General features: G+C 53.7%; 20 protein-coding genes. 15 read left to right on the top strand and 5 right to left on the bottom strand.

Annotation, left to right across the window (positions count from 1 at the left end; genetic code table 11):
• Positions 1-2,022: an AMP-dependent synthetase/ligase gene (locus HMPREF9156_RS0102960; RefSeq protein ID WP_007147315.1), complete on the bottom strand. Its 2,022-nt coding sequence runs from the start codon at positions 2,020-2,022 to the stop codon at positions 1-3.
• Positions 2,023-2,123: 101 nt separating this feature from the next.
• On the opposite strand from HMPREF9156_RS0102960, the gene HMPREF9156_RS0102955 reads away from it, so the two are divergent.
• Positions 2,124-2,783 (top strand): DNA alkylation repair protein, encoded by a 660-nt coding sequence (locus tag HMPREF9156_RS0102955; RefSeq protein ID WP_007147314.1) that lies wholly within the window; start codon positions 2,124-2,126, stop codon positions 2,781-2,783.
• A gap of 174 nt (positions 2,784-2,957) precedes the next feature.
• Positions 2,958-3,581, top strand: coding sequence for a 50S ribosomal protein L25/general stress protein Ctc (locus HMPREF9156_RS0102950; RefSeq protein ID WP_007147313.1), 624 nt, complete (start codon positions 2,958-2,960; stop codon positions 3,579-3,581).
• Positions 3,582-3,725: 144 nt separating this feature from the next.
• Here the strand turns inward: HMPREF9156_RS0102950 and HMPREF9156_RS0102945 are convergent, their stop codons facing one another.
• Both HMPREF9156_RS0102945 and rpsT read right to left on the bottom strand, forming a co-directional pair.
• Entirely contained in the window at positions 3,726-4,529 is an 804-nt protein-coding gene (locus HMPREF9156_RS0102945) for a trimeric intracellular cation channel family protein (RefSeq protein ID WP_007147312.1), read from the bottom strand.
• A gap of 196 nt (positions 4,530-4,725) precedes the next feature.
• Positions 4,726-4,986: a 30S ribosomal protein S20 gene (rpsT, locus tag HMPREF9156_RS0102940; protein ID WP_007147311.1), complete on the bottom strand. Its 261-nt coding sequence runs from the start codon at positions 4,984-4,986 to the stop codon at positions 4,726-4,728.
• 192 nt (positions 4,987-5,178) lie between these two features.
• On the opposite strand from rpsT, the gene lepA reads away from it, so the two are divergent.
• From lepA to HMPREF9156_RS0102910, 6 genes are all read left to right on the top strand, one after another.
• Complete coding sequence (lepA, locus tag HMPREF9156_RS0102935; RefSeq protein WP_007147310.1) at positions 5,179-7,050, top strand: translation elongation factor 4; 1,872 nt, start codon at positions 5,179-5,181, stop codon at positions 7,048-7,050.
• An 18-nt stretch (positions 7,051-7,068) separates the two neighbouring features.
• The gene (gene hemW / locus HMPREF9156_RS0102930) at positions 7,069-8,238 is read left to right on the top strand and encodes a radical SAM family heme chaperone HemW (RefSeq protein ID WP_007147309.1); all 1,170 of its coding nucleotides are present in this window, start codon (positions 7,069-7,071) and stop codon (positions 8,236-8,238) included.
• Between the two features lie 105 nt (positions 8,239-8,343).
• Positions 8,344-8,910, top strand: a complete 567-nt coding sequence (locus HMPREF9156_RS0102925) for a hypothetical protein (protein ID WP_007147308.1) — start codon at positions 8,344-8,346, stop codon at positions 8,908-8,910.
• A 189-nt stretch (positions 8,911-9,099) separates the two neighbouring features.
• Positions 9,100-10,335: a glycogen synthase gene (glgA, locus tag HMPREF9156_RS0102920; RefSeq protein WP_007147307.1), complete on the top strand. Its 1,236-nt coding sequence runs from the start codon at positions 9,100-9,102 to the stop codon at positions 10,333-10,335.
• A gap of 44 nt (positions 10,336-10,379) precedes the next feature.
• Positions 10,380-11,498 (top strand): tRNA (adenine-N1)-methyltransferase, encoded by a 1,119-nt coding sequence (locus HMPREF9156_RS0102915; RefSeq protein ID WP_007147306.1) that lies wholly within the window; start codon positions 10,380-10,382, stop codon positions 11,496-11,498.
• A 102-nt stretch (positions 11,499-11,600) separates the two neighbouring features.
• Complete coding sequence (locus HMPREF9156_RS0102910; RefSeq protein ID WP_231198057.1) at positions 11,601-13,046, top strand: MFS transporter; 1,446 nt, start codon at positions 11,601-11,603, stop codon at positions 13,044-13,046.
• Positions 13,047-13,074: 28 nt separating this feature from the next.
• Here HMPREF9156_RS0102910 and HMPREF9156_RS0102905 read toward each other — a convergent pair whose 3' ends face one another.
• On the bottom strand, positions 13,075-13,644 hold the full coding sequence (locus HMPREF9156_RS0102905) for a thymidine kinase (protein WP_007147304.1): 570 nt from the start codon (positions 13,642-13,644) through the stop codon (positions 13,075-13,077).
• Positions 13,645-14,039: 395 nt separating this feature from the next.
• Here HMPREF9156_RS0102905 and HMPREF9156_RS0102900 point away from each other — a divergent pair, with 395 nt between their 5' ends.
• From HMPREF9156_RS0102900 to HMPREF9156_RS0102885, 4 genes are all read left to right on the top strand, one after another.
• The gene (locus HMPREF9156_RS0102900) at positions 14,040-15,440 is read left to right on the top strand and encodes a nucleoside transporter C-terminal domain-containing protein (protein ID WP_007147303.1); all 1,401 of its coding nucleotides are present in this window, start codon (positions 14,040-14,042) and stop codon (positions 15,438-15,440) included.
• A 138-nt stretch (positions 15,441-15,578) separates the two neighbouring features.
• The gene (locus HMPREF9156_RS0102895; RefSeq protein WP_007147302.1) at positions 15,579-16,541 is read left to right on the top strand and encodes a nucleoside hydrolase; all 963 of its coding nucleotides are present in this window, start codon (positions 15,579-15,581) and stop codon (positions 16,539-16,541) included.
• Between the two features lie 12 nt (positions 16,542-16,553).
• The gene (uriH, locus tag HMPREF9156_RS0102890; RefSeq protein WP_007147301.1) at positions 16,554-17,510 is read left to right on the top strand and encodes a uridine-preferring nucleoside hydrolase UriH; all 957 of its coding nucleotides are present in this window, start codon (positions 16,554-16,556) and stop codon (positions 17,508-17,510) included.
• A gap of 119 nt (positions 17,511-17,629) precedes the next feature.
• Complete coding sequence (locus HMPREF9156_RS0102885) at positions 17,630-20,848, top strand: bifunctional [glutamine synthetase] adenylyltransferase/[glutamine synthetase]-adenylyl-L-tyrosine phosphorylase (RefSeq protein ID WP_007147300.1); 3,219 nt, start codon at positions 17,630-17,632, stop codon at positions 20,846-20,848.
• Between the two features lie 80 nt (positions 20,849-20,928).
• On the opposite strand, the gene HMPREF9156_RS0102880 is transcribed toward HMPREF9156_RS0102885, so the two are convergent.
• Positions 20,929-23,001 (bottom strand): cation:proton antiporter, encoded by a 2,073-nt coding sequence (locus HMPREF9156_RS0102880; protein ID WP_007147299.1) that lies wholly within the window; start codon positions 22,999-23,001, stop codon positions 20,929-20,931.
• A gap of 258 nt (positions 23,002-23,259) precedes the next feature.
• Here HMPREF9156_RS0102880 and pyrB point away from each other — a divergent pair, with 258 nt between their 5' ends.
• The 3 genes from pyrB to HMPREF9156_RS0102865 are packed head-to-tail and all read left to right on the top strand — an operon-like array spanning position 23,260 to position 26,281.
• Entirely contained in the window at positions 23,260-24,288 is a 1,029-nt protein-coding gene (pyrB, locus tag HMPREF9156_RS0102875) for an aspartate carbamoyltransferase (protein WP_007147298.1), read from the top strand.
• Positions 24,288-24,716 carry an aspartate carbamoyltransferase regulatory subunit gene (locus HMPREF9156_RS0102870; protein ID WP_007147297.1) on the top strand — a complete coding sequence of 143 codons (429 nt, stop codon included), beginning with the start codon at positions 24,288-24,290 and terminating at the stop codon, positions 24,714-24,716. The genes pyrB and HMPREF9156_RS0102870 overlap by 1 nt, the downstream gene beginning before the upstream one ends.
• Positions 24,713-26,281: a dihydroorotase gene (locus HMPREF9156_RS0102865; protein WP_007147296.1), complete on the top strand. Its 1,569-nt coding sequence runs from the start codon at positions 24,713-24,715 to the stop codon at positions 26,279-26,281. The genes HMPREF9156_RS0102870 and HMPREF9156_RS0102865 overlap by 4 nt, the downstream gene beginning before the upstream one ends.
• The last annotated feature ends 9 nt before the right edge of the window (positions 26,282-26,290 follow it).

Raw genomic sequence — 26,290 nt, 5'->3', positions numbered from 1 at the left:
TTAAGCGCTTTTCTTCCGCGGCGTGTACATCTGGGTATCAAGCAGCTTCTGATAGCGCTTTATGACATGCGGACGGATCACTTTCATGGAAGCGGTGAGCATGCCGTTATCCTGTGAAAAGTCCTCAGGCAGCACAATGAATTTCCTTACGGATTCAGCACGTGATACGCCTTCATTCGCCAGATCCACGTATTTCTGTATCTCACCGCGGACAGCGGCGTTATCAGCAGCGTCATCAAGGCTCATATCCCGGTCAAGGGAATTCGCGCCAAGCCAGTCCCTCAGGCTTTCTTCATCAAGGGTGATAAGGGCGCTGATGAACGGCCGTTTATCGCCGAGGACTACTGCCTGGGAAACGAGGGGGCATCTGCGGATAGCCTCCTCTATGGGCGTAGGCGAAACATTCTTTCCGCCTGCTGTGATGATAAGGTCCTTTTTACGCCCTGTGATATAGAGGAAACCGTCATGGGTAAAAGCCCCGAGATCCCCTGAGGCGATCCATCCGTCGTCGGTAAATGCCTGTTTTGTGGCCTCATCATTCTTATGGTAACGCCTGAATGCGCCTTCGCCCCTGATCTGGATCTCATCTTCCTCGCTGATCCGGATGGAGAAGCCCGGGAACGTTATACCTACAGAACCGGCGTGGAACGGGGTGCCCAGAGGGTTGAAAGTGCACGGGGCGGAAGTCTCAGTCATGCCGTACCCCTCATACACCGGTATGCCGGCACCGCGGAAGAAGCTCAGCAGCTGCGGGTCTATAGGCGCACCGCCGCAGACAAGCCATTTCGCGCGTCCGCCAAGTGCCTCCTTAAGGGATGAATACACCAGGGGGCCGTACGCCGCATGAAGTACGGTCTGGGGGAAACCTGCCTTCCCGTTGTCGGACACATTCGTCATATAATTGCGTGCAGTCTTAGTCGCAGAGGCAAAGATCCGCCCTTTGATACCATGGCCTGCCTTCTGCGAAGCAGCGTTATAGACTTTTTCAAATACGCGGGGCACGCCGATCATAATAGTAGGCTTTGCTGCCTGGAGATCGGAGATAAGCGTGCTGATCCCCGTAGCGATATATACCTGGATAGAGCTGTAGACTACGCCGTAATTGATCGCGCGGGCGAAAACATGTGCCTGCGGCAGGAACATAAGAATGGAGCCGTCATCGGTATTCAGCAGGTCCGGGATGAATGCGTTGATATTAAGTGCAAAAGCGACCAGATTCCGCTGGGTGAGCTCAACGCCTTTAGGTGCTGAAGTGGAACCGGAGGTGTAAACGATCGTGCACAGGTCATCGAGCTTTATTGAAGCTATACGCCTGTCAAGCTCTTCATCGGAAACAGACCGCCCGTATGCCTGGAGCTCCTGAAGCGCCCCATTCTCCAGGCAGGAAATATGCTTAAGCGACCTGCAGTCCTCAATAGCGCCGTCAGCGCGCTCCAGCATATCGCGTGTCTGGACTATAAGCACTTTTGCATCGGAATTATTGACGATAGTCCGGATCTGTGCTGCTGAGTCTGTGTCGTAGATCGTAGAAAGCACCCCGCCGATTGACAGTACAGCTGCGTCAACGATATCCCATTCATAGCTTGTACGGCACATGAAAGCGACACGGTCGCCAATCTTCAGGCCCCGGTGCATCAGGCCTTTTGCCGCAGCGCGTATATCTTCCAGGGCTTCATTGGCGCTTTTGGTGACCCACCGGCCGTTATCTTTGAAGTGGAAAAGCGGCCCGTCGCCGGTCCTGCGCGCGCGGTCTGCATACAGCGAATAGATCGTCATATCGTCAGGGATATCAGTAACGCCTTCTGTGGTGCTGGTCAGAAGATGGGTCTTTTCATCAATATATGTGGTGGTCGGGTAGTTCTCGGACCAATAGTCTGTGTGCGGCAGGGGGATACCCTCCGCCGCAGTAAAGGGGCTTCCGGTATCTTCGGAATACGAGTTTTCCTGATCAGGATATGCTTCTTCACCGTGCGAAGGTACGATGCTCTGTATCCTGCTTTTAACACTGTTGAGGAATCCCATACCCGCTCCTTATATGATATGCACTTGTAGTCGTAATTCTTCACTTATGTATTTCCAGTTTAATGTGTAATCTGGAAAAGACGTATTCAAAGGCGGGGTTTATGGATAAATACATGATGATCAGAGGTATCTTTGAAGATAATTCAGACAGTGTGCAGGCGGATGCGATGTCGAAATATATGAGGGGAAAATTCAAGTATTACGGCATACCAACGCCCCTGAGGAGGAAACTGTATAAAAGTTTCCTGAAAGAGGAAAGGAAGAAAGGGGTTGTTGACTGGGATTTCATAGATAAATGCTATGAAGATGACCACAGGGAGTTCCAGTACTGTGCATACGATTACCTTCTTGCGCTCAACAGCAGCCTTACATACGATGATCTTCTCAAAATACTTGAACTTATCAGATCGAAACAGTGGTGGGATACTATTGATTTCCTTGATAAGGCAGCAGGCAATATCGGCCTGAGGGATAGCAGGGCCAATACCGTTATGCTGGAATGGTCCCAGGACAGTAATATCTGGGTAAGGAGGGCCGCAATAGGCCATCAGCTGGGCAGAAAAGAGAAAACCGATACGCAGCTTCTGGAAAAAATACTCGTCAATAATTTCGGCAGTGATGAGTTCTTTATCAATAAGGCTATCGGATGGGCCCTGAGGGATTATTCAAAAACAGATCCCGGCTGGGTCAGGGATTTTATCGCTGAATACGGTGCAGAAATGGATAAGCTGAGTGTCAACGAGGCAAGTAAATATATCTGATCGATAATACGGTATATATGTATATACAATGCAAAATCCGCACAGGCTGGTATAGTTTCACTGTGCTTTGGCGAGGGGATAATACCCGTGATCGACTCAGCTTCTGATGCATAACGTTAAGCCGTGTGCTCTGTTGGCGTGCGATAGGTCCAAGGCCAATGAAAGGAGTACATTATGGCAGATATAACACTTAACGGCGAAGTCCGTGATGAATTCGGGAAAGGTGCCGCGCGCCGCATGCGTGTGGCAGGCCTTATCCCGGCTTCAATTTATGAAGGCGGCCGGCAGCCTGTGTTTGTTAAGCTTCCTCAGAAGGAAGCAACATTGGCAATGCGCCGTGCAAATGCCCTGATTGAAATCAAATTCGGTAAAGAAACCAGGCTTGCAGTAGCCCGCGAGATCCAGCGGAACCCTGTAAGCCGCAATATCGAGCATATTGATTTTTATGAAGTCCATGCGGGCGAAAAGGTTGAGGTCGAAGTGCCCGTATTCGTTGAGGGGACTCCAAAGGGCGCAGCGGTAGCCTTTGTTGATATCCAGAACCTCACTATGCGTGCTGATGTCAGCAACCTTCCTGAAAATATCACCTTGTCTGTAGAAGGCATGGTTGAAGGCGATCACATCTTTGCCAAGGATATCAAGCTTCCCAAGGGCGCCGAACTGGTGCTCGACAACCTTGAGGAATCCGTTGTATCCGTCACGGTACCTGCTGAGGAAGCCGCGGCTCCTGCCGGGGATGCGGAAACTGCCGGGGAAACCCCTGCTGCAGAGTCCGACAGCAGCGAGAGTGCAGAATAAAAGCTGCATAGCAAGGCAGGCTCCCGGAGTGCGCAGGCGCCGGGAGCTTTATTTATACGGGTGCCTTAATTTATATTGTTACCTTTGCATAGTGTATGGATTTCGCCATCCGGCTAGGCTAAAAAGCGCACGAGTCCTGCTTTATCACCCCTGATCCGATATGGCGCTGTCATTATGGGGCAGTCTGCTGCGGCGATTTTTTGCAGAACGCCCGTTTCCAGGTTTCCTTTTCCATGCTTTGGTGCGGTCTTTCATATGATGGGTAGCATTGGTCATGAAAGTTTTTGTTGCCTGGAACTGGTTAGTTTTGCGCGGCATCGCCCCGGGGACCAGAAGGTTGAAGTGGACAGACAGCAGGCGTATTGCGATTACAGCCGCAACGATAATTATGTCAAGGGCGGCTTCCACGCCTACCGTGATATGGTTCTGCATGGCAGACCGCATGGCGAATACGGTAAGGATGCATCCCACTACAGTGGGCACGGCATAAAAATGCTTGTCCCTGATGACAAGGGGGATATCTTTCAGCAGGATATCCCGTAAAGTACCTCCGCCGAATGCAGTAAACATCCCCAGGAATATTGCTGTCCCCCCGTTGAAACCGAAGATCAGGCCTTTTGCTGTGCCATCAACAGCGAAAAGGGCAGTTGCCAGGGCATCGGTCACTATGAGCGGCCAGTACATGCTGTCCAGCTCAAGATGGGCAAAAACAACAATAACGCCTGCAGCACAAGTGATAAGGATAAAACTGTAATTGGAGATGCCTACCGGCGGTATGTCGCCCATGGCGATATCGCGGATAAAACCTCCGCCAAGCGCGGTAATCCATGCGCAGACCATAATGGAAAACACGTCGAGCTTTTTATGGACGGCAACGAGCCCGCCGTTGATCCCTGCAAAAAGGACGCCGAGGTACTCGATAACTACGAGTGCCGTATTGCTCTCCATGGCTATAGTGTGATTCACGTTCCCAGCGTACAGGAAACAGTCCTCATAAGAGGAAGTATGGAAACCCGGGCCTGAAGGTTGTTATAAAGGGCGGAGCTGTGCCCCGTCTAGGGATAAAATATGGATATAAAAAAGGGACCCGAAGGTCCCGGATAGCAAGCGGTTATATGCATATCACATGCATACGCGCACAGTTTTACATTGCGTTGATTGCAAGGGCAAGGGCTGACTTATGGTTTGCGGCATTGTTCCTGTGGATCACGCTGCGCCCTGCTGCCTTGTCAAGCTTCTGGGAAGCGAGTGCATAGGCCTTCTGAGCCTCATCTTTATCCCCAGCTGCAATAGCTTCGCGAGTTTTGCGGATAGCATGCTTCAGCTGGCTCTTGAAAGCCACGTTACGCTGATGGGCCTTCTCATTAGTGAGAATGCGCTTCTTCTGCGACTTAATATTTGCCAATGTAATCTCCAAACGATAATTTTCCGTACGGCATACAGAGACATATAATATCACGGGTTATGTAAAACGGACACTCCGGCTGCTGTCCGGTGCAGAACACGCCTGCATATCCGCGTATCGTAGATTGGTACTTGGTACAATAGGCAACTGTAAGTGTGCAGAAGCACGCCGGTATGTTTATGAGGAGCAGCAATGGCAGAAAAAAACCAGCCCGGTTTTACCCGGCAGCCGTTTATTCGGAATTTCTGCATTATTGCGCATATCGATCACGGGAAGTCTACCGTAGCTGACCGGATACTCCAGCTGTCCGGTATCGTTGGGCAGCGTGAGATGCATGACCGGTTCCTCGACCGTATGGATATCGAACAGGAGAGGGGCATCACTATCAAATCCCAGGCTGTCCGCGTACCATGGGTTTTCGACGGGCAGGAATACACGCTGGGGATGATCGACACCCCCGGGCATGTGGATTTTTCCTACGAAGTTTCACGGTCCCTCGCGGCCTGTGAAGGTGCCGTGCTTCTTGTTGATGCTACACAGGGTATTGAAGCGCAGACGCTGTCTAACCTTTATATGGCAATAGACCATGACCTCGCCATTATCCCTGTGCTGAATAAGATAGACCTCCCCAGCGCGGAGCCCGACAAGCATGCTGCTGAGATAGCAGGCCTCCTGGGTGTAGATGAATCGGAAATACTGAGGGTCTCAGGGAAAACCGGCGAAGGGGTCTCTGAACTCCTCGACCGTATCGTTACAGATATCCCTGCCCCTGAGGGGGATCCTGAAGGCCCCGCGCGCGCACTGATTTTTGACTCTGTGTACGATTCGTACCGGGGGATCGTTACCTATATCCGTATGATAGACGGCACGCTCCGCAGCCGCCGGAAAATACGCATGATGGGCCTGGGGACTGTGCACGACCCTATTGAACTTGGCGTTATCAGCCCTGATATGGAGCCGGCCGGGCAGCTGTGCGCAGGCGAGGTCGGCTATATCATCACTGGTGTAAAAGATGTGAGCCAGTCAAAAGTGGGGGATACGATCACCGAGGAATCCTCCCCGGCCTCAGAACCGCTTCCGGGATACCATGATCCCCGGCCTATGGTGTACGCCGGGCTTTTCCCTATCGATAATGCGCAGTTCCCTGACCTTCGTGATGCGCTTGACAAATTGAAGCTTAATGATGCAGCACTGGTATACGAACCGGAGACCTCTGTTGCTTTAGGCTTCGGATTCCGGTGCGGGTTCCTCGGCCTGCTCCATATGGAGATCGTATCGGAACGGCTGAGCCGCGAATTCGGGCTTGACCTTATTTCTACGGCTCCCAGCGTTACCTACGATGTAGAGATGGAGGACCGTTCCGACCATCATGTTACGAACCCGAGTGAATTCCCCGAGGGTAAGGTGAGGCGGGTAACCGAACCGATGGTAGCTGCTGATATCATCCTTCCGAAAGAGTTCATAGGGCCGGTCATGGAGCTGTGCCAGGAACGGCGCGGGCAGATGGGGACGATGGAATATCTGAGCCCTGAACGGGTGGAAATGCACTACCGGCTGCCTCTGGCGGAGATCGTTTTCGACTTTTTCGACCAGCTGAAAAGCAGGACGAAGGGGTACGCCAGCCTTGACTACCATGAAGACGGCGAGCAGGATGCTGATCTTGTGAAGGTGGATATCCTCATCCAGGGGGAACCGGTCGATGCTTTCAGCGCCATAGTCCATCGTGATAAGGCTTATGCGTATGGCGTTATGATGACGAAAAAGCTCCGTGAGCTTATCCCGCGGCAGCAGTTTGAAATACCGGTCCAGGCTGCAATCGGTGCAAGGATCATTGCCCGGGAGAATATCCGTGCGCTGCGCAAAGATGTGCTCGCCAAATGCTATGGAGGCGACATCACCCGTAAGCGCAAGCTTCTGGAAAAGCAGAAAGCCGGCAAAAAACGGATGAAAATGCTCGGGCATGTGGAAGTCCCCCAGGAAGCATTCGTTGCAGCACTGGCTACGGGCAATACGAACGACAGGGATACCAGGGATAAGATCCGTGCCGCCGAAAAGGCGAAGTAAGCGGCGGCAGAGCGTGTTATGTACAGTGTCTATATACATGTCCCATTCTGCATGAAGCGCTGCGGATATTGCGATTTCAACACGTATACCGCGCACGACCTGGGCGGCGGGGCAAGCCGTGAAAATTATGCAAACCTTGCTGTCAGGGAAATGGCCCTGGTCAGGCAGTGGCAGGAATCCCAAGGGATATGCGAGCCGCCGGCAGCAACGGTATTCTTCGGGGGAGGGACACCCACCATCCTTCCTGCGCATGACCTGGTGCGCATGCTCCATGCTGTCCGCGATATCTGGGGCCTTGAACCGGATGCAGAGGTCACTGCCGAAGCCAACCCTGATACCGTTGATGACAGATATATAGCTGAGCTTAAAGATGGCGGGTTTACCCGGATATCGTTCGGTATGCAGTCTGCTGTGCCTTCAGTGCTGGCCACGCTGGACCGCACCCATACTCCGGCCAATGTGGAAGCCGGTGTTGCAGCAGCCCGGCATTATGGCCTGAGGTCCAGTGTAGACCTGATATATGGGACGCCGCATGAAAGCGAGGATGACTGGCGCATGAGCATCCGGACGGCGCTCAGCCTTGGGGTCACGCATGTATCAGCGTATGCGCTGACTGTTGAGCCGCATACATGGATGGGGCGCAGGATTGCAGGCGGAAAGCTTGCAGGGCCCAGCGATGATGACCAGGCTGCGAAGTACCGCATTGCAGATGACATGTTTTCCAGGGCGGGGCTCCGGTGGTATGAGATTTCCAACTGGGCGGCTGCCGGTGATGAATCACGGCATAATCTGGGGTACTGGCATAATGCCGACTGGGCCGGGATAGGCCCGGGGGCGCATTCGCATTACAACGCAGCCCGTTTAAGAGCCTGGGATATAGCTCATCCGAAACGCTGGGCAGAGGCAATGGATGCGGAGGCTGTACCGTGGCAGGGCAGTGAGAAGGCCAGCGATTCTGAAGACCTTGAGGAACGTATAATGCTCGGCCTGCGTATACGGGATGGGCTGAAGATCAGTGAGATCAGCCGGCTGGCAGGCCGGCAGCCTGTGGAAGGCTGTATTGACAGCCTTATTGGGGATGGCCTTATTACTTATGATCCTTCCCGGTCGGCTGTGGTCCCTACAGTGCGCGGCAGGCTCCTCAACGACCTGGTTATTGGGAAACTGTTCGAGGCATACGGATTGTAACAGCATAGTGCATCAGGCCATGGCATCAGCCATCCGGGGCCTAAGTTCCCTGTATTGGTTATACTTGCAAGCAGTGTGTTTGATAGTCCAACCAGGAGGATGCATATGGCAAACCGCAGGGAGCGCCGCGCTGCTGAAAGGCGCAGGCGCCGGGGGCAGGAAGAGCCTCAGTATAAAGAACAGGATCGCTCAGTTTCAGGCGCGCTTGATGCGCAGAGCCTCAATACGCGGTCTGTCCATCTGCAGGACCGCAAAGGCGGCGAATGGAAGCCATCCAGCAGTACCCAGCAGGCTGAAGCGGAGGCTGTCCCCTCAGCAGATCCAGGTGTAGCCCCTGACAAGTCAGCGCGGAATAAAAAACACCAGCAGAAAAGCAGGGAGCGTTCGGCACGCCGGCAGGAAAGGCTGCAGGCTGCTAGGGCACAGGAGCTGCGCCGCCGCCGTGCGGCTAGCCGTCACGCGCACCCCATCCACTGGTGGTTTACAGTACTGAACTGGGCACTGCTTATCTGCACAGCCATTGCTTTTATCGTGATGATCTGGGTACCGCCAAAGCTGCCGGTGATTATCGTTGTTACGGTGCTGTTCTGCCTGGGCGTCCTTAATATCTTTTTCCTGGCCCGCCCGATGAGGGACAATCCTAACCTTGATGAGAACGGGACAGCCATCTAACTGGCCATATTCCTGTTTCCCCATGTAACTGCCGGCTTCCCCAGATGGAAAGCCGGCAGTTCTGTATTTTTTATATACCTGTGTTTTCTCTGCGGATTTGGCGTAGAATAGAAGGGACGGGTTCGGATGCATGCACTTATGGGCAGTGGATCTTGAGCCACGGATCGGGACCGGCAAAGGAGTTTTATTATGCATATTGATTTGTTGACCCGCGAATTTCCTCCACATGTTTACGGCGGGGCCGGGGTCCATGTTGAAGAACTGTCCCACGCACTGGCGCGTAAGATAGATGTGACTGTGCGGGCTTTTGACGGGGTCCGGACACCGGGTGATATCCCTGCCCTTGCACCGGGGTCGCAGGGGTCGCTGGAAGTTGCAGGGTATGATGTTGACAGTTCCATGGAAGGCGCCAATGCTGCACTGAAAACCTTCGATATTGACCTCCAGATGGCAAAAGATGTCCATTCCGACCTTGTCCACGCCCATACCTGGTATTCCTGCCTTGCGGGCAGGCTGGCATCGCAGCTGAACAGTATCCCGCTCGTTGTTACTGCCCATAGCCTTGAACCTTTCCGCCCGTGGAAGGCTGACCAGCTGGGCGGCGGATATAATCTGAGTTCATGGGCTGAAAAGGATGCCTATCTTAATGCAGACGCAGTCATTGCCGTATCAAACGGCATGAAAGAAGATATCCTTCAGGCCTATCCGCAGATAGACCCCGAAAAGGTCCACGTCGTCTACAACGGGATCACTATGGATGAGTTCGTCACCCCTGCAGACGATGATCCCGCGTGGCAGGTATTCGACCGCTACCATATTGACCGTTCAAAGCCTACACTGCTTTTCGTCGGGCGGATAACCAGCCAGAAAGGCCTTCCGTACCTGCTCAAAGCCCTGCCGCTGATCAGCAAGGACATCCAGGTCGTCCTGTGTGCAGGTGCGCCGGATACCCCTGAGATCATGGCGGAAGTCCGCGAAGCATTTGCAGACCTCGACCGTGAACGCGGGAATATCGTCTGGATAGAAGAGATGCTTCCCAGGCCGGAACTCAATGCTCTGGAACACGGCTGCGATGCTTTTATCTGCCCGAGCATTTATGAGCCGCTGGGCATCGTGAACCTTGAGGCAATGGCATGCTCCCTTCCTGTAGTGGGCAGTGCTACCGGCGGTATCCCTGAAGTCGTTGCTGACGGCGAAACAGGGCTCCTTATCCATTTCGACCAGCTGCGCGACGGGACAGGGACGCCTACCGACCCGGATAAATTTGTCCACGACATGGCTGCTGCTATTGATGATATGTTCAGCGATATGGACCGTGCCCGGGAAATGGGCAGGGCAGGATACAGGCGTGCGCGGGAAGTATTCTCATGGGAGACTATCGCAGATAATACTATCGATGTATATGAGAAAGTCCTTCATGGATAGGACTGTCTTATCGGCATAACAGTTAAACTGCAGGGATACAGGTAATGGCAATACGACGGGGCGCATTCTGTGCGGGCGAGAAAGCCCAGCTGACTGACCGTAAAATGGATAAAATAACAATACAGCTTGTCCCCGGCGGATATACACAGACTGGCCATGGCTTTATTATGCATGATGACATTATCGGGGTTTCAGAAGGCACGGTGATCACTACTGCAGATGCGCAGCGCACTTTTGCAGAAAACCCCGATAGCCGTCAGGATACTTCCGGAGCTGCAGGTACCCCTTATGTCCGTACTGATGAATTCCAGGATTCCATAAAACCGTGGCGTCCGGGAAAAAAGCTCGGCGGCTGGAAATACTGCGCTATGCGTCCCCGTACTGCTGATTATGTGCTTTCCATGCCCCGCGGCGCGCAGATCATGTATCCCAAAGATATTGCCCAGGTCCTTCAGCTTGGGGATATCCGCGGCGGCATGCGTGTGCTGGAATCCGGCGGCGGCAGCGGGGCAATGAGCATCAGCCTCCTTGAGGCTGTTGGCTCCGGCGGGGAAGTGGCAACTATCGAGATCCGTGAGGAATTCGCGAGGATATGCAAGGCTAACGCTACTGTTTTCTATGGGTATGAGCCTTCATGGTGGAAGGTGGCTGTAGGCAGTTTTGATATATGCTGTGCCGGCCTTCCTGAAAATTATTACGACCGTATCGTCCTTGATATGCTGGATCCGTGGAACCGCCTGGAACAGGCATACCGTGTCATCTCTCCGGGCGGTGTGCTGGCCTGCTATGTGACAACTGTTACACAGGTCAGCCGGCTGGCGGAAAGGCTCCGCAGTTCCGGTACGTGGACTGAACCTGAGATCACAGAGACGATTGAGCGAACATGGAAAGCAGACGGGCTGGCAGTACGGCCGAACCATCAGATGATAGGGCATACCGGCTTCATTGTTGTTTCCCGGGCGATGGCATGCGGCCATGCCGCTCTCCGCAAGAAGGGCAGGGCTTTTAAGGATACCCATACAGATATTGATAGCGCCGCCAGTGCAGACGGGCTCGACAGCCTTGAACTGCGCGATATGTCTGACCGCAAGGTGCGCAAGGTCCTCCGTGACCTTGACGGTCAGGTTTCGCAGCTGCATAACCCCCGGCTGCATGCTGCATGACAAAATATGACGTAATCCTGTGACCCTGAGGGCGCGGCAGGTTTCGCGGGGCGGCGACATGTCCCTGTCCGGTTAGACTGCAGTTTGTATTATCGTATGCATATGACTCAAATCGACAGCACTATGGCCGCAGGCACAGTCGCCCCTGAGGGTGGGGATAAAGGATCACAGGGGTCAGTTTCCGAGAAGGCTGTTGCTGCCTCCCTGGTGCCGCTCCTTATTATCTTTATGCTGGGCACACTGTGCCTGCAGGGTTTCAACCTGGTTGCCGTGCGGGTAGGGGCCGATGTGCAGGCCAGCGGTTCCCAGGCTACGCTTATCACGGCGCTTCCTGCTGCGGCTCTGGGGATCGTCTGCTTTATTTACGGGTCGCTCAGCGATTTCGTTTCCCTTCGGAAGCTTATGTGGTGGGGCATCGGGATCCTGCTGGTGGGTTCGGCTGGAGGTTTCCTTTTCCATGGCAGCCTTGCCCTTGTCATCGTATTCAGGATACTGCAGACCGTCGGGTATCAGGCAGCAGGATCAGTCTACATGGTCCTGGCATCGCGGTTCCTCGCACCTAAAAAGAAAGTGTTCTATCTGGGGCTGTATACTGCGGGCTATCAGGTCGCTGCTGCTTTGGGGATCCTCAGCGCCGGTTTCCTGAGCGAGGTCCAGTGGTCATACCTTTTCCTTATACCGCTGGCCAGCGCGGCATTTATTCCGGTCCTTGCCAGGAATATCCCGAAAGGGGATGCCGGGCATACGTCGGTTGATGTTGCAGGCTTCGGCATCATCGGCGCCGCCCTGACTCTCCTTATCCTGTTTTTCTCCCAGCTTGCCTGGTGGATGCTCGGCGCCTCTGCCGTATTCTTTGCCGTATTTGCCGTTTATATCCACTATGCCAGCGCCCCGTTCATTACTCCCGGTTTTTTCCATAATGCCCGCTGGCTGAAAGCTATCAGCCTCATCGTTGTATTCTACAGTGTCAATTTTGCTGCAGCACCTTTATACAATGCTGTTGGGGAGAAGCTGTACGGGATAACTTCAGCAGCGGTATCCCTCCTTATCCTTCCCGCTTTCATCTGCGCAGCTGTTATTGCAACGTTTTCAGGCAGCCTCATAAACAGATGGGGCAGCCGGGCGTGCCTTATCGCTGCGGCAGTACTGATGATCCTGGGGACTGGGGGCTATGCGCTTACCCTGAGGTATGGTGCGGCCGCGCTCTCTGTAACTGCCGTACTGTTTTATACAGGAATGGGCCTTATTTTTTCACCGATATATAATAATTCGCTGAGTACGCTGCCGGGCAGCGAAACCGGAAGGGGAGTAGGGATGAATGACCTTGCTATGCAGGGCAGCGCTGCTGTGGGGGTCACTATCCTTGGAGGCCTGATAAGCTCGGTTGGTGCAGGCGCAGGCATCAGCTATGGTAAAGCCCTGGCGCCGGCCCAGGCCGCACTGTTAGCTTCAGGATATTCGCAGATCCTGTGGATCATTACCGGGATCGAGGCTTTAGGGCTGGTCCTGGTGCTGGTTTTCAGCAGGGCATCTGGAAGTAGGGACTGACGGGGTTTCTATTGCCGTCAGGCCGCAGTCAGATTTTGGGATGGAAATAATGGTGCCTGCATACGGGTATATAAGTCTCATTTCCGCCGATCTGGATCTGTTCGCCTTCATATGTAGGTTTTCCGTCTTTCATCCGTAAAACCATGATTGCTTTTTTGGCGCAGTACTGGCAGATCGTTTTGATTTCCTCAATTTTATCTGCCATAAGGAGCAGGTAATGCGACCCTTCAAAAAGTTCGTTCTGGAAGTCATTTTTAAGCCCGAAGCACATGACCGGGATATTGAGGTCGTCAACGACCCTGGCTAATGCGCAGACGTTCTTTTTGCTGAGGAACTGGCATTCATCAACGAGGATGCATGAGGGCCTGTCTGCCAGGTTTTCTACATAAGCGAAAAGATCCATATCGCTGCTTATAGGGATTGCTTCACGCCTGAGGCCGATCCTGCTGGAAACCACCCCATACGCATCGCGTGTGTCAAGAGAGCTGGTCATAAGGGCAACGGATTTGCCCTGTTCTTCGTAATTATGCGCTACTTTAAGGATCTCAATGCTTTTGCCGGAATTCATCGTCCCGTATTTGTAGTAAAGCTGAGCCATGGCTGTCCTTTTCTGTATAGGTTGCAGGTATGTTATATATGCGGGATCATTGTACCGTACAGGAAGCAGATATTATCGCCGGCGGTGCCCGGCCTCTGCCATTCGCAGTATATCAGGCGTATTGCAGCAGATATCAAGCATAGTCTGAGTATACAGGCTGATGTCCGGGCGGAGTGTGGCGGACACCACTTGAAATGTGACAAAGTGATGGTATTGTAAAAAAGGTATCTTCTCAACTGGGGGATAGCTGTGGTGACGCCGGTGATATTGCGTAGCGCTATTGCCAGTCTTGTGCTTGCTAGGAAGCAAGGATGCCCATCGGTGCCGTCGCATCCGTAATGGAGCAAATTTCTTTTCCGGGTTGCCGGGAAAGGGGAATAAAGGAGAATTAGATAATGTACCTTGCCATAAATATCGTGGGTATCCTCATATTCCTGCTGATTGGATGGATCTTCTCGCACGACCGCAAACATATCCAGTGGGTATCAGTCGGGATAATGACGGCTCTGAACATAGGGATCGCCGGTCTGCTGACCGTTCTGCCGTGGGGCCGTGCCGCTGTCCATGCTGCAGCCAGTGCGTTCAGCGAGCTTGTCAAAGTTGCTTTCAAAGGCATCAATTTTGCCCTTGCCAACTGGGTCGGTGCTGATGGCACCCATCCCGATGCGGTGAATTTTGTTACCTCAGCGCTGCTTCCGATCCTGCTCGTTGTCCCGCTGTTTGATATCCTCACTTACATCGGCTTCCTCCCGTGGCTCATCAAATGGATCGGGCGAGGGCTGAGCTTCATCACACGCCAGCCTAAATTTGAAACTTTCTTCTCTATTGAAATGATGCTCCTGGGCAGTACTGAAGCCCTTGCCGTATCGAAACTCCAGGTCCAGAAGATGAAGCCCGCCAGGAACCTTATGCTGGCCATGATGTCGATGAGCTGCGTAACGGCTTCTATCCTTGCAGCATATACCACAATGGTCCCCGGCGACTATGTACTGACAGCAGTACCGCTGAACTGCATCAATGCTTTGATCGTTGCCAACCTCCTGTACCCGGTCAAAGTTGATAAAGAGGAAGATGTTATCGCTACTATTGCAGACAGCAGCGAGACAATCGAGGCTCCGGCTGATGGGGCATCCTCTGCTCCTGCAGCTGCAGCAGATAATACGGTCAGCACGCTGGACACAGCCACTGATGGCTTGGCGGCACAGCCAGCCGGCGCTGCCCCTGCCCCGGCAGGCAACCGTTTTGCTGCGTGGGTGAAGAAAACGTTCAAGCGTGATCCGAATAAACCTAAAAAAGAGCCGTTCTTCTCCTTCCTCGGCGATTCTATCCTCGGGGCCGGCAGGCTGGTCCTTATCATTGCTGCTAATGTTATTGCATTCGTTGCCCTTGCAGCGCTGATCAATAAGCTTCTCGGGCTTATCAACCCTCAGCTCACTCTGGAACATATATTCGGCGTGATCCTCTATATCCCTTCGCTCCTTCTCGGCCTGGACCCGGGTACTGCATGGCAGATGGCCGGATATATGGGCAAGAAGCTGGTGACTAATGAATTTGTAGTCATGCATGAGGTTACAAAGACTATCTGGGCTTTCGCCCCGCATTATAAGGCTGTACTGACTGTATTCATTACATCATTCGCCAACTTCAGCACGGTCGGCATGATCATCGGCTGCTTCAAGGGGCTTGCCGGGAAGGAAACAAACGACCTGATATCCAAGAATGTAGGCCGCATGCTCCTGGCAGGTATCCTTGTATCCCTCCTGTCTGCCGGAATGGCCGGGCTTTTCGTCTGGTAACCGGCAATCCATGCTTATATATAGATGGATATAATAATTAGATAGATGACGCAGCAGCAGGCACAGCTTTGAGGGATATCCCGCAGGCCGTGCCTGCTGCCTCACAATTAAGGACCCACTATAACAAAGAGGTATACGATGGTTCAACCAACCGGTAAAAAATTGATCCTTGACCTGGATACAGGTATTGATGATGCGCTTGCCATTGCCTATGCACTGGGAAGCCCGGAAGCCGACCTGATCGGCATAACTGGTACTTACGGGAATGTACTTGTTGAACAGGGCGTTTCCAATGCACTGGCGATCCTCGACCTGTTCGGGCGCCCTGATATCCCCGTGTATTCAGGCCTCCCGCATTCAAGTACTGCAGAGTCATTCTCAGTGCTGCCTATTTCAGCTTTTATCCATGGGAAAAATGGAATTGGCGAGGCGCAGATACCTCAGTCCCCGCGGCATGCCGAGCCCACAGATGCAGTTGATTTCATCATTGAATCCGCCCACCGCTATGGTGAAAACCTTATTTATGTCCCTACAGGGCCCCTGACTAACCTTGCGGCAGCGCTGCAGCGCGATCCCGGTATCGCCGGGGAGATCGGCAAAATTGTGCTGATGGGAGGGGCGCTGACCGTAAGCGGGAACGTGAGCCCCTGTGCTGAAGCTAATATTTCCCAGGACCCGGAGGCAGCTGACTATGTGTTCCGCCAGGCACAGCGGATCACTATGGTAGGGCTTGATGTAACACTTCAGACATTGCTGACCCGCAAACATACACAGCAGTGGCGCGATCTGCATACTGACAGGGGTGATTTCCTTGCTGAGATGACGGATTACTATATCAAAGCGTATGAGACCACAGCGCCTAACCTTGGCGGCTGCGGACTGCATGACCCGCTCGCCGTCGGGGTCGCAGTTGATCCCAGCCTGGTAGGGACATTGCCCGTCAACCTGAAAGTCGATACCGAAGACCCGACCCGAGGGCGCACTATTGGGGACGTCAACCGTCTCAATGACCCTGACAAGACTGCCCAGGCGGCAGTCACGGTTGATGTGCAGAGGTTCCTTGATGAGTTCATGTCACGGATCTCGGGACTGGCAGCGTAGGGGGAGGCAAAGATGACAGAACGGATCATACTTGACTGCGACCCTGGGCACGATGATGCTGTTGCTATCCTGCTGGCTGTAGGGAACCCTGATATTGACCTTATCGGGGTAACCACCGTTGGCGGCAACCAGAGCCTCGACAAAGTCACGTACAATGCCCGGAGTGTACTCCATAAAGCAGGCGCGGATGATATCCCTGTATATTCCGGATGCGACCGCCCCCTTGTCAGGCCCCTTAAAACAGCCGCATATGTGCATGGCGAAACAGGACTTGACGGTGTCGAACTCCCCGAACCTGTGAGACCGCTTGAAAATGAGCATGCTGTCAATTACCTGGTCAGGACGGTTATGGACAGCGAGCCCGGGACTGTAACATTGGTACCGACTGGGCCGCTCACCAATATTGCCATGGCTCTGCGCATGGAGCCCAAAATCGCTGAGAGGGTCAAACAGGTGGTCCTGATGGGCGGCGGCGTATATGAGGCCAATTCCAGCGCATGCTCGGAATTCAACATCTATACGGATCCGGAGGCAGCACAGATAGTGTTCAGCGCTCCGTGGGAAGTGACTATGGTCGGTCTGGACGTTACCCATCATGCATTGTGCACACGGGATATACAGCGTAAAATTGAGGCCGAAGGCGGGCAGACCGGCTATTTCATGGGACGGCTCATGGACTTCTTCCGTAAGGCATATCAGGAGAACCAGGATTTTGACGACCCTCCTGTACACGATCCATGTACAGTCGCTTACCTTATTGACCCGGAGGTGCTGTACACGGAGCGCAGGAAGATCAGCGTAGAGCTGGACGGCAAGCTGACCACAGGGATGACTGTTGTCAATATGCAGGGACCGGAAGACCCGGAGGCCAATACAAAAGTCGCCCTCAGGCTCGATACAGGCAGGTTCTGGCAGATCGTTGAAGACGCGATCCTGAGGGTGGACAGCGCAGCCGGTACCGCTGCTTAAGCTGCACAGGACGGATACGGCCGATCACACTGCCAATAATACTGTTCGGGGCTTGCAGGGAAGTGCCTGCAAGCCCGGGCCGTATGGCGGCGATCCGTTATCGCATGTAAAATAAGGTCATGCCGCATACAGTACCCAGTGATCAGGAAGGGCCGGGGTTCCCCGGACGCAGGCTGCTTATCCGTGCCGGAATAGCAGATACGCAGGCTGCACTTGATACATTCCGCCAGTGCTCCAGCCGGGGGATGTCCCGGGGAATTGCAGAGGCTGTAACAGGGGCACTTGTGCATGCATGCGATCCTGATGCAGCACTGTATGCAGTCGGGCAGCTGTATGCCCGCGATGAAACGAGGGAAGCTCTTCCCAGTACTGTACAGCCAAATTCAGATGACGTATGGGGCAGGCTGGTAAAAACCCTTGGGGCATCAAAACGTATCGGCAGCATGGTTGAGCAGGATGCAGACCTCCTTAGTTCTGTTACCGGCGAATATTTTTCCAGCAGCACATGGGATAAGGGGATGCGTGCGGATGCTTTCAGTGCTGCTGCCTCCTGCGGCGGCAATGAAACTGCGGCAGTAAATGCGCTCAGGCATGAATACTGGAAGCAGATAATCGCTGTAGCAGCTTTCGATATGGCCCATAATGATCCGGCAGGCATACAGCCTGAAGTATCATCATACATCAGTGACCTTGTTGACTGTGCACTTGATGCTGCCGTCCAGATCGCCCTTCGCAGCGTAGGCGCTTCGGAGGATATACTGTTTTCCGTGATTGGGATGGGCAAGCTCGGAGCCAGGGAAATCAATTATGTATCTGATGTTGACCTGATCTACGTTGCAGAGCCCCGGCATGAGGGTGTTACACATGCTGAGCTGGTTAAAAAAGGGACTGCAGCGGGCATAAAGCTTCAGAAAATATGCCAGTCAGTTATCCCCGGTGTCAATGAGCCTCCGCTCTGGAAGGTAGATTGTGCCCTTCGCCCGGAAGGCAAAGCGGGCCCTCTGGTAAGGACGCTCGAATCGCACTATGAGTATTATCAGAAATGGGCTGAGAACTGGGAGTTCCAGGCTTTGCTGAAAGCGCGCCACGTTGCCGGGGACCCGGAGCTGGGGATGAAATATGTAGACAGTACGCGGCAGCTGGTGTGGAATGCATCTGCCCGGAAAAATTTTGTTTTTGACTGCAGAAAAATGCGTGAACGTGTTGAAAGCCTTATCCCTGAGCAGCAGAAAGACCTGGAAATCAAACTGGGGCGCGGCGGGCTCAGGGATGTGGAATTCACAGTTCAGATGCTTCAGCTTGTCCACGGGCGCACTGACAGGTCCCTGCGCGTGAGTTCAACCCTTGACGCCTTGCAGCGGCTTTCTGCCGGAGGATACATGTCGCGGAAACAGTCTGAAGCATTATCAGCTGACTACCGTTTCGAGAGGGTCCTTGAACACCGCCAGCAGCTGTGGAATATGCACAGGACACATTTGTTCCCTGACCTTGGGCAGGCTAACCGTGGCGGCATAGAAAAACCCAGGAATATTGACCGGATGCAGCTTCATGATAACAAGGCACTCGTCAGGCTTGCCCGTACATGTTCCTTATCACCCGAAAAGCTCCTTGACAGCTTCGATGCGGCACGGCGTGAGATACGCCGTCTCCATATGGATATTTATTACCGGCCGATGCTTGGCGATATATCCCATATGGCAGATGAAGAGATCAGGCTGTCGCCGGCAGCCATGGCTGAAAGGTACGAATCAATAGGCTTCGCCGACCCGCAGGCTGCCGCTGAGCATGTCCGCTATCTGACCCGGGGGATAAGCCGTGCTGCAAAGATCAACAGGATACTCCTTCCTGCCGTACTGCTGTGGCTTGGCGATGGGCAGAACCCTGATATGGGGCTTCTCCAGTGGCGCAGGCTGGCGGAAAACTATGGAGGCGGAGGGCCTTATCTCGGTTTTCTGCGCGATTCGCCCCTGGCCGCTAAGCGGCTGTGTACCATACTTGCCAATTCGCGTTTTCTGGGCGATGCCCTGAACCGTTCAGCAGAGTCACTGACATGGCTTGGGGATGATGCCGAACTCCAGCCGCATACCCGAGGGCAGCTCGATACGCTGTGCGAGGGCGCGTATAAGCGTTTTCCTGAGAATATGAGGAGCTTTGCAGCACTTATACGGTCTATGCGGCGCAGGGAAATAGAACGTATCGGTTTAGGATGGATGAGCGGTATCACGCTGAGCAGCAGCAGCCTCCAGGCGATGACGGATGTGTATGATGCAGCTATAGATATAAGCCTCAGATGGGCGGTACGCCATCAGTGCCGCAAACGGGGGATAGGGGAAAACCGCCCTCCTGCACAAATCTCCGTTATCGCCATGGGGCGTTACGGAGGGCGGGAAGTCAATTTCTGCTCTGATGCAGATATCATGATGATCTACGAGCCGGTACAGGATGCCGGCAGAGAAGCTGATGAGGCAGCAGATCCGAGGGATTTTTCGCTGGCAGTCGTCAATGATCTCCGTTCCATCCTGTCAGGGCCTCTTACATCTGAAGCAAAAATAGACCTGGACCTTGACCTGCGGCCTGAGGGGAAAAACGGGCCGCTTATCAGATCATATAAATCATACGAAGATTATTATGCGCATTGGGCACAGATGTGGGAGCATCAGGCGCTGCTTCGGGCCAGGTACGCTGCCGGAGACAGGGAGCTGGCAGAGCGTTTCCTTGAAAGGGTTGCTGACCCTCTGCGGTATCCGGCGCAGGCTCCGGGTGAGGATGACCTTGCGCAAATCCGCACCCTTAAAGCGCGTATGGAATCGGAAAGGCTGCCTCGCGGTATACGCCGTGACAGGCATCTTAAACTCGGTAAGGGCGGGCTTTCCGATGTGGAATGGACTGTCCAGCTCCTTCAGCTACAGCATGCGCATCAGTGCGAGGATACCCAGGCTCTGCCGGATCAGGAACCTCAGCCGGGCGGTACCGACACTTCAGCAGGCCTGAAGCATCACGAGGACAGCAGCACAGCTTCGCTGCGCACCACATCAACCCTTCAGGCACTCAGCACCCTTGAAAATAGTGGTGTGCTGTCGCATGAAGACGCTGCTGTCCTGCGCAGTACATGGCAGGTCTGTACCGATGCGAGGAATGCCCATTATCTGTGGAGCGGCCGGGCAAACCAGGCGGATATCATACCGGATGATTCTTTCTCGCTCGGAGGGGTAGCGGCCTGTATGGGACGTTCGGCACACCAGGGGCAGGAATTCGCTAACGAGCTCCTGCAGAAAATGCGCAGGTGCCGGGAAGTTGCAGAACGGCTGTTTTATGCGGATGCTCATGATACCCGGTAACTGCCGGCAAAAAGGTTACAGGGACAGGGACACAGCCCGCTTATAACTACGGATAGCTACGGCAGGCTGTGCGGCTCTGTTCAATCTTCGAATGCATCATCAGATTGCATGACGTATACGTTGGATCTCATCCGCCGGGCCTGGCCCAGTGTGATCTCATCGTTTTCCTGCATCTCATGGATAGTGTCAAGTTCTATCTGGTAGGCCTGCATCCTCAGGTGCGATATATCGCGCCTCCACTGTTCACGCTTATCCGCAGTGTACTGCCTTCCCTCAGAATTGGCCTTGAGAAGCTGGTATCTGCTGAGGATGACCGCAACCACTGATGGCGGATAGCTGGTTGTTCCGGAACTGCCGCTGCCTGCGGTATCGGTGCCGTTCATAAGCGTTGACAGATATTCAATGGTCGCATTAGTAAGGTCTGACTGTATTTCTGAAACACTCCGTCCTGCAGGTGGAGTATGCGGCATACCGAGCCTGTCCCGGATCAGCAGGTATGCCTTTTTCACGGACAGGCGGATCCTGAGCTTTGTCAGTTCAGCCCTCATCCGAAGGCGTTTGAGGACAGTACCATCGCTCAATGCCAGCCCGGATTCAATAGGTGCAAGAAGATGGTTTACAGATGTTTCGCAGTCCGGGTGCAGGATAAGATATTTTTCGAGCCACTGCTGCCGCCATTCAAGTATTGCGAGATTAAGCTCAAAGATCTTATAGCGCTGCTGTTCCGAAGACTGCGGGTCTTTCAGCCGTGCAGCACGCATGGAATATGACTGGAGTACCGCTGCCAGCGCTGAATGGTTCTCAGGGGTTTCCAGTTCCGATATTTTCGTTATAGTGCGGTCAAGCATGGCAGCATTTGCCTGCGCCATGCCTTTTTCCTCTTCCATCGTGTCTTTCGGTGCGAGGATGGGAAGGATGATATTCACCAGGATGAGTGAAAGGATTATATATCCGCCCGCAATGAAAAGCAGGATATCGCGGACATGGAACGTATTTACAGTCCCCAGGGTCACCGGCAGCGAAAATGCCAGGATCAGGGAGATGGTTCCTTTTGCGCCTCCAAAAGTCATGATAAGGGCTGATCTGGCAGATTTTGGCGTAAGGGCTGATATCCCCATCCGTGTACCAGTCTGTGTATTGCGGCTTAACATCTGCAGCCCGATAAACCACAGGAAACGGGCGAGGAGCAGTATAACGGTGATCGCCACGATAGCGAGCAGCAGCATAGGTGTGCTGACCAGAGGGCTGCTCAGACTGGTCCTCATTGCAAGGGGAAGTTCAATACCAAGGAGGACGAACACGCTTCCGTTCAATGCGAAAGTAACGAACTTCCATACGGAATCCGATACAAGGTTCGTCCGGGCGATATCGCTGCCTACCCCTATCCTGTTGTAGCGGAGCAGAAGCCCTGCGGCAACAACGGTTATCACGCCGGAAACGTGTATATTTTCCGCAAGGACATACGCGAAAAGGGGGAAGAGGAGTTCAATGGTAATACGTGTTGTTGTTGTTTCAAGGCTGAGCCTGCGGAGGGTGAGCATCAGCGAATTCATAAGGAAGCCGAGGACAGCACCGAGCGCGGCCCCTCCGAGGAAACTGTATGCGATATTCCAGGTGAACTGCAGAGCTGAGAACTGGCCTGTTGTCGCAGCGGCGATGGCGAACTGGAAGCTGACGATGCTGGCGGCGTCATTGAACAGGCTTTCGCTGCGGAGCACAGAGACCTGGCTGTCGGACAGGTTCGCTTCTTTGCGCAGCTCAGATACTGCTACAGCATCTGTAGGGCCGAGGGCGGCGCCAAGGGCCATAGCTGCCGGAAGTGAAATGGCACCCCATAATGCGTGAAGCGAAAAACCGGTCGCAACAACAGAAAAAAGTACCAGGCCTATCGCTAATGACAGGGATGTTGATATAGTCCTGCGCAGGGAACTGAGGGAGAACCCTTTCGCCTCAAAAAAGAGGAGAGGGGCGATAAAAAGGATCATATACAGTTCATCGTCAAGATTCAGGTTTGGTGTAAAGGGGAGGAAGTACCAGATGACCCCCAGGGCGATCTGAACCAGCGGGAGAGATACTTTCGGGATATAAGGGCTGATAAGGGCTGAAAGGAGGACCGCGGACATAATAAGGACAATAAGCGCGAGCAGCTGCATATCTGTATCCTTCCTTCAGAGGCCAGCCGTATGCCCTGACCCGGAACAGGGGATGGCACTGCATGTGGCGAGTGTGTTTTATTGTATCAAAATGAGTATGAAATATGCCGGAAGCATACCACTGCCGGACAGGTCTCATTATACGGACAGAAATCCGCAGACTGTATACATGCGGGGTGTCTGTGTCGCTTTTATGGATTAACCTTGATTAGGTCACGGCAAATCGTGTCCGCCTTAAATTGTGTGAAAGGCGAGCTTATGTCTGATATTTCAGTACAGTCCGGTAAGCCAGCCTCAGTATCCCCATATAAAAGCCTTCAGGGCAGAAGCGTTGTTACGCTTGACGATATTAGTATGGGTGAGCTGGGCTACCTTCTGAGGAAAGCCGATTACTGCCTGTCCCATCCGCGCGAGGCAGCCCAGGCGTGTGCCGGCCGCATACTGGCAACACTGTTTTTTGAACCAAGTACCCGTACACGGTTAAGCTTTGAAACCGCTATGCTGCGGCTTGGAGGCAAAACTATAGGTTTCGCGGGCGCGCAGCTGTCATCTGCTACTAAAGGGGAATCGCTGGCAGACACGGTGAAAACGGTGTCGCAGTATGCTGATGTTATTGCTATGCGGCATCCGAAAGAAGGAGCGGCCCTGGTCGCTGCGGAAGCCGCTTCAGTCCCTGTGATCAACGGAGGGGATGGCGGGCATATGCACCCTACACAGACCCTTGCCGACCTGGCCACTATCCATGCCCGCTTCGGCCGGCTGGATCATCTGGCCGTAGGGCTGTGCGGAGACCTGACATTTGGGCGCACTGTCCACTCCCTTATTGAGACCCTGTGCCGTTTCGGCAATATTGATTTTATCCTTATAAGCCCTTCGGAGCTGAAGACCCCCAGATATGTCCTGGACCGTATCGACAGGACGTCCAGCTGTTCGTATACGGAAGTCACAGACCTCCAGAAAGCTATAGGAGACCTTGATGTGCTGTACATGACCCGTGTACAGAAAGAGCGTTTCTTCAACGAGGATGATTACATGCGTTTAAGGGATACGTATATCCTTGACGAGGAAAAAATGCGGCATGCGAAAAGTACTATGGCCGTACTCCACCCTCTCCCCAGGGTCAATGAAATATCTGTGGATATTGATGATGATCCGCGTGCTGCATATTTCCAGCAGGTCAAACTTGGTATGCGCATGAGGATGGCTCTGGAAAGTTCTGTTTTAGGCGATGCGATCCCGGGGTTCATTGATGATGAAGTATCCGGGGAACAGGAGGTGCAGGCATAATGGAAGTAACGAGTATCAGTGAAGGCCTTATCCTGGACCATATCCCTGCGGGTACTGCTTTTAAAGTCCTGCGGTATCTGCATATTGATGAAAAGACTGCCCGGCTGGCGCTTATTATGAATGCCAGCAGTGTACGTTACGGCACAAAAGATATTATCAAAATCGAAGGCCGCAGCGAGATCGACCTTAATGTGCTGGCGCTTGTGGCGAAGGATGCTACAGTGAACATAGTCCATAACGGGGCGATCGCTGAAAAGCTCCAGCCTTCCCTGCCTGACCGTGTGCGCAATGTGATCGTGTGCCGGAATCCGCGGTGTATCACTACAGATGAGCGGGGCTTGGACCAGATGTTCCACCGATGCCATACTTCTGATCCGTTGGTAACAGAATACCGCTGCGATTACTGTGATGAGAAGGCTGAATTATGAGTGCGGGCGGACGGGCGGCGCAGGGCCGTATATTCCCTTCCTACCCTGACCTGCGCCTCGCCAACCTTACGGTATGGGATACCGGTAAAACTGTAGATATGCTCCTCAGCGGCAGCAAAGGTGCGGGCGGGGACCGTGTGCCTGCCGGGGAACAGAACGGTCCTGTGGCCATTGACTGCACAGGTCTGACGGTTGCTCCCGGCTTCCGCGACCCCCATGTCCATTTCCGCGATCCCGGGCAGACTGATAAAGAGACGATGTCCAGCGGAAGCGCTGCAGCTGCACATGGCGGATACACGGGCGTGCTTATTATGCCTAACACTGTGCCCGCCCTTGACGGAGCACATATTGATGGAGGGTTCCGCGGATACAGTTCCGTTCTTGATTACCTCAATGATTATGAAATAGCCAATTCATGCATCCTTCCTGTTAAATATGCGTTATGTGCCGCGGCTTCCCGCGGACGTGAAGGTACAGAGGCATCGGATCCTGAGGACTGGCAGCACGGCCTTCGTTTTCCGGCCCATCCCGTTATTGCAGTCAGCGATGACGGCGCGTCGGTGCCGGAGCGTATCCTTCCGCAGGTCCTTGCTGCTGCAGCCCGCAGCAATATTATTTTTATTGACCATTGCGAGCATCATGACAGCGGGGTCATCAACGACGGTAGCGTATCTGCCCGGCTGGGCCTTCCGGGAGTACCCGCTTCAACAGAATCAGATATTGTGGCAAGGGATGTCGCTTTTGCCCGCAGGACAGGCGTGCATGTCCATCTTCAGCATGTCAGCACTGCTGCTTCATTCGATATTATCCGCCGGGCCAAGGCTGAGGGGATACGCATCACCTGTGAAACAGCTCCGCATTATTGTGCCCTGAATGATACCGCAGTGGAACTGTACGGCACCTATGCCAAGATGAACCCGCCGCTGCGCTCCGAAGCAGACAGGCAGGCTGTACTGGCTGCCATTGCAGACGGCACTGTGGATATGCTTGCTACAGACCATGCCCCTCATACGGAAGCGGAAAAAGGCCGCGGCCTGATGGAAGCGCCGAACGGCATTATTGGGCTGGAAACTGCTTATGCAGTTGCCCATACGGTCCTTGTTGATGGGGATATCATTTCCGAAGCCAGGCTGATAGAGCTGATGGCTGTGAACCCCGCACATCTGATGGGCGATGCAGTTTTTGATATTTCTGCACATGCTGCTGCCGGCTGCAGTGTACGAAGCCTTGAATCAGAGAGGGAATCTGACGCAGGCAACCCATCCTGCCCGGGGAACGGGAACCCTGTTGTGGACCTGCGGGGGATGAGGCATCACAGGGATTATGTGTGGGGAAGAGGAGGCAGCACTTCGGACGGAACCCCGGATGCCGCAGCAGCCGATCTGGTGATCCTTGACACTAAGCGTCCCTGGACTATAGATTCCTCGGCTTTCCTGTCCCGGGCGAGGAATACGCCGTTCAACGGATGGAATGTGACCGGCAGGCCGGCAGCGACAGTCTTGGACGGGCAGCTGTCGTTGGCAGGACTGATAGGTGATATAGGGCAGGATTCTGAAAGACTCTGAAAGGGTATT

Source organism: Scardovia wiggsiae F0424 (genome assembly GCF_000269605.1).
GTDB lineage: Bacteria > Actinomycetota > Actinomycetes > Actinomycetales > Bifidobacteriaceae > Scardovia > Scardovia wiggsiae.
The sequence above is the reverse complement of the archived record's forward strand: the minus strand, read 5'-3'. Positions and strand labels throughout refer to the sequence as shown.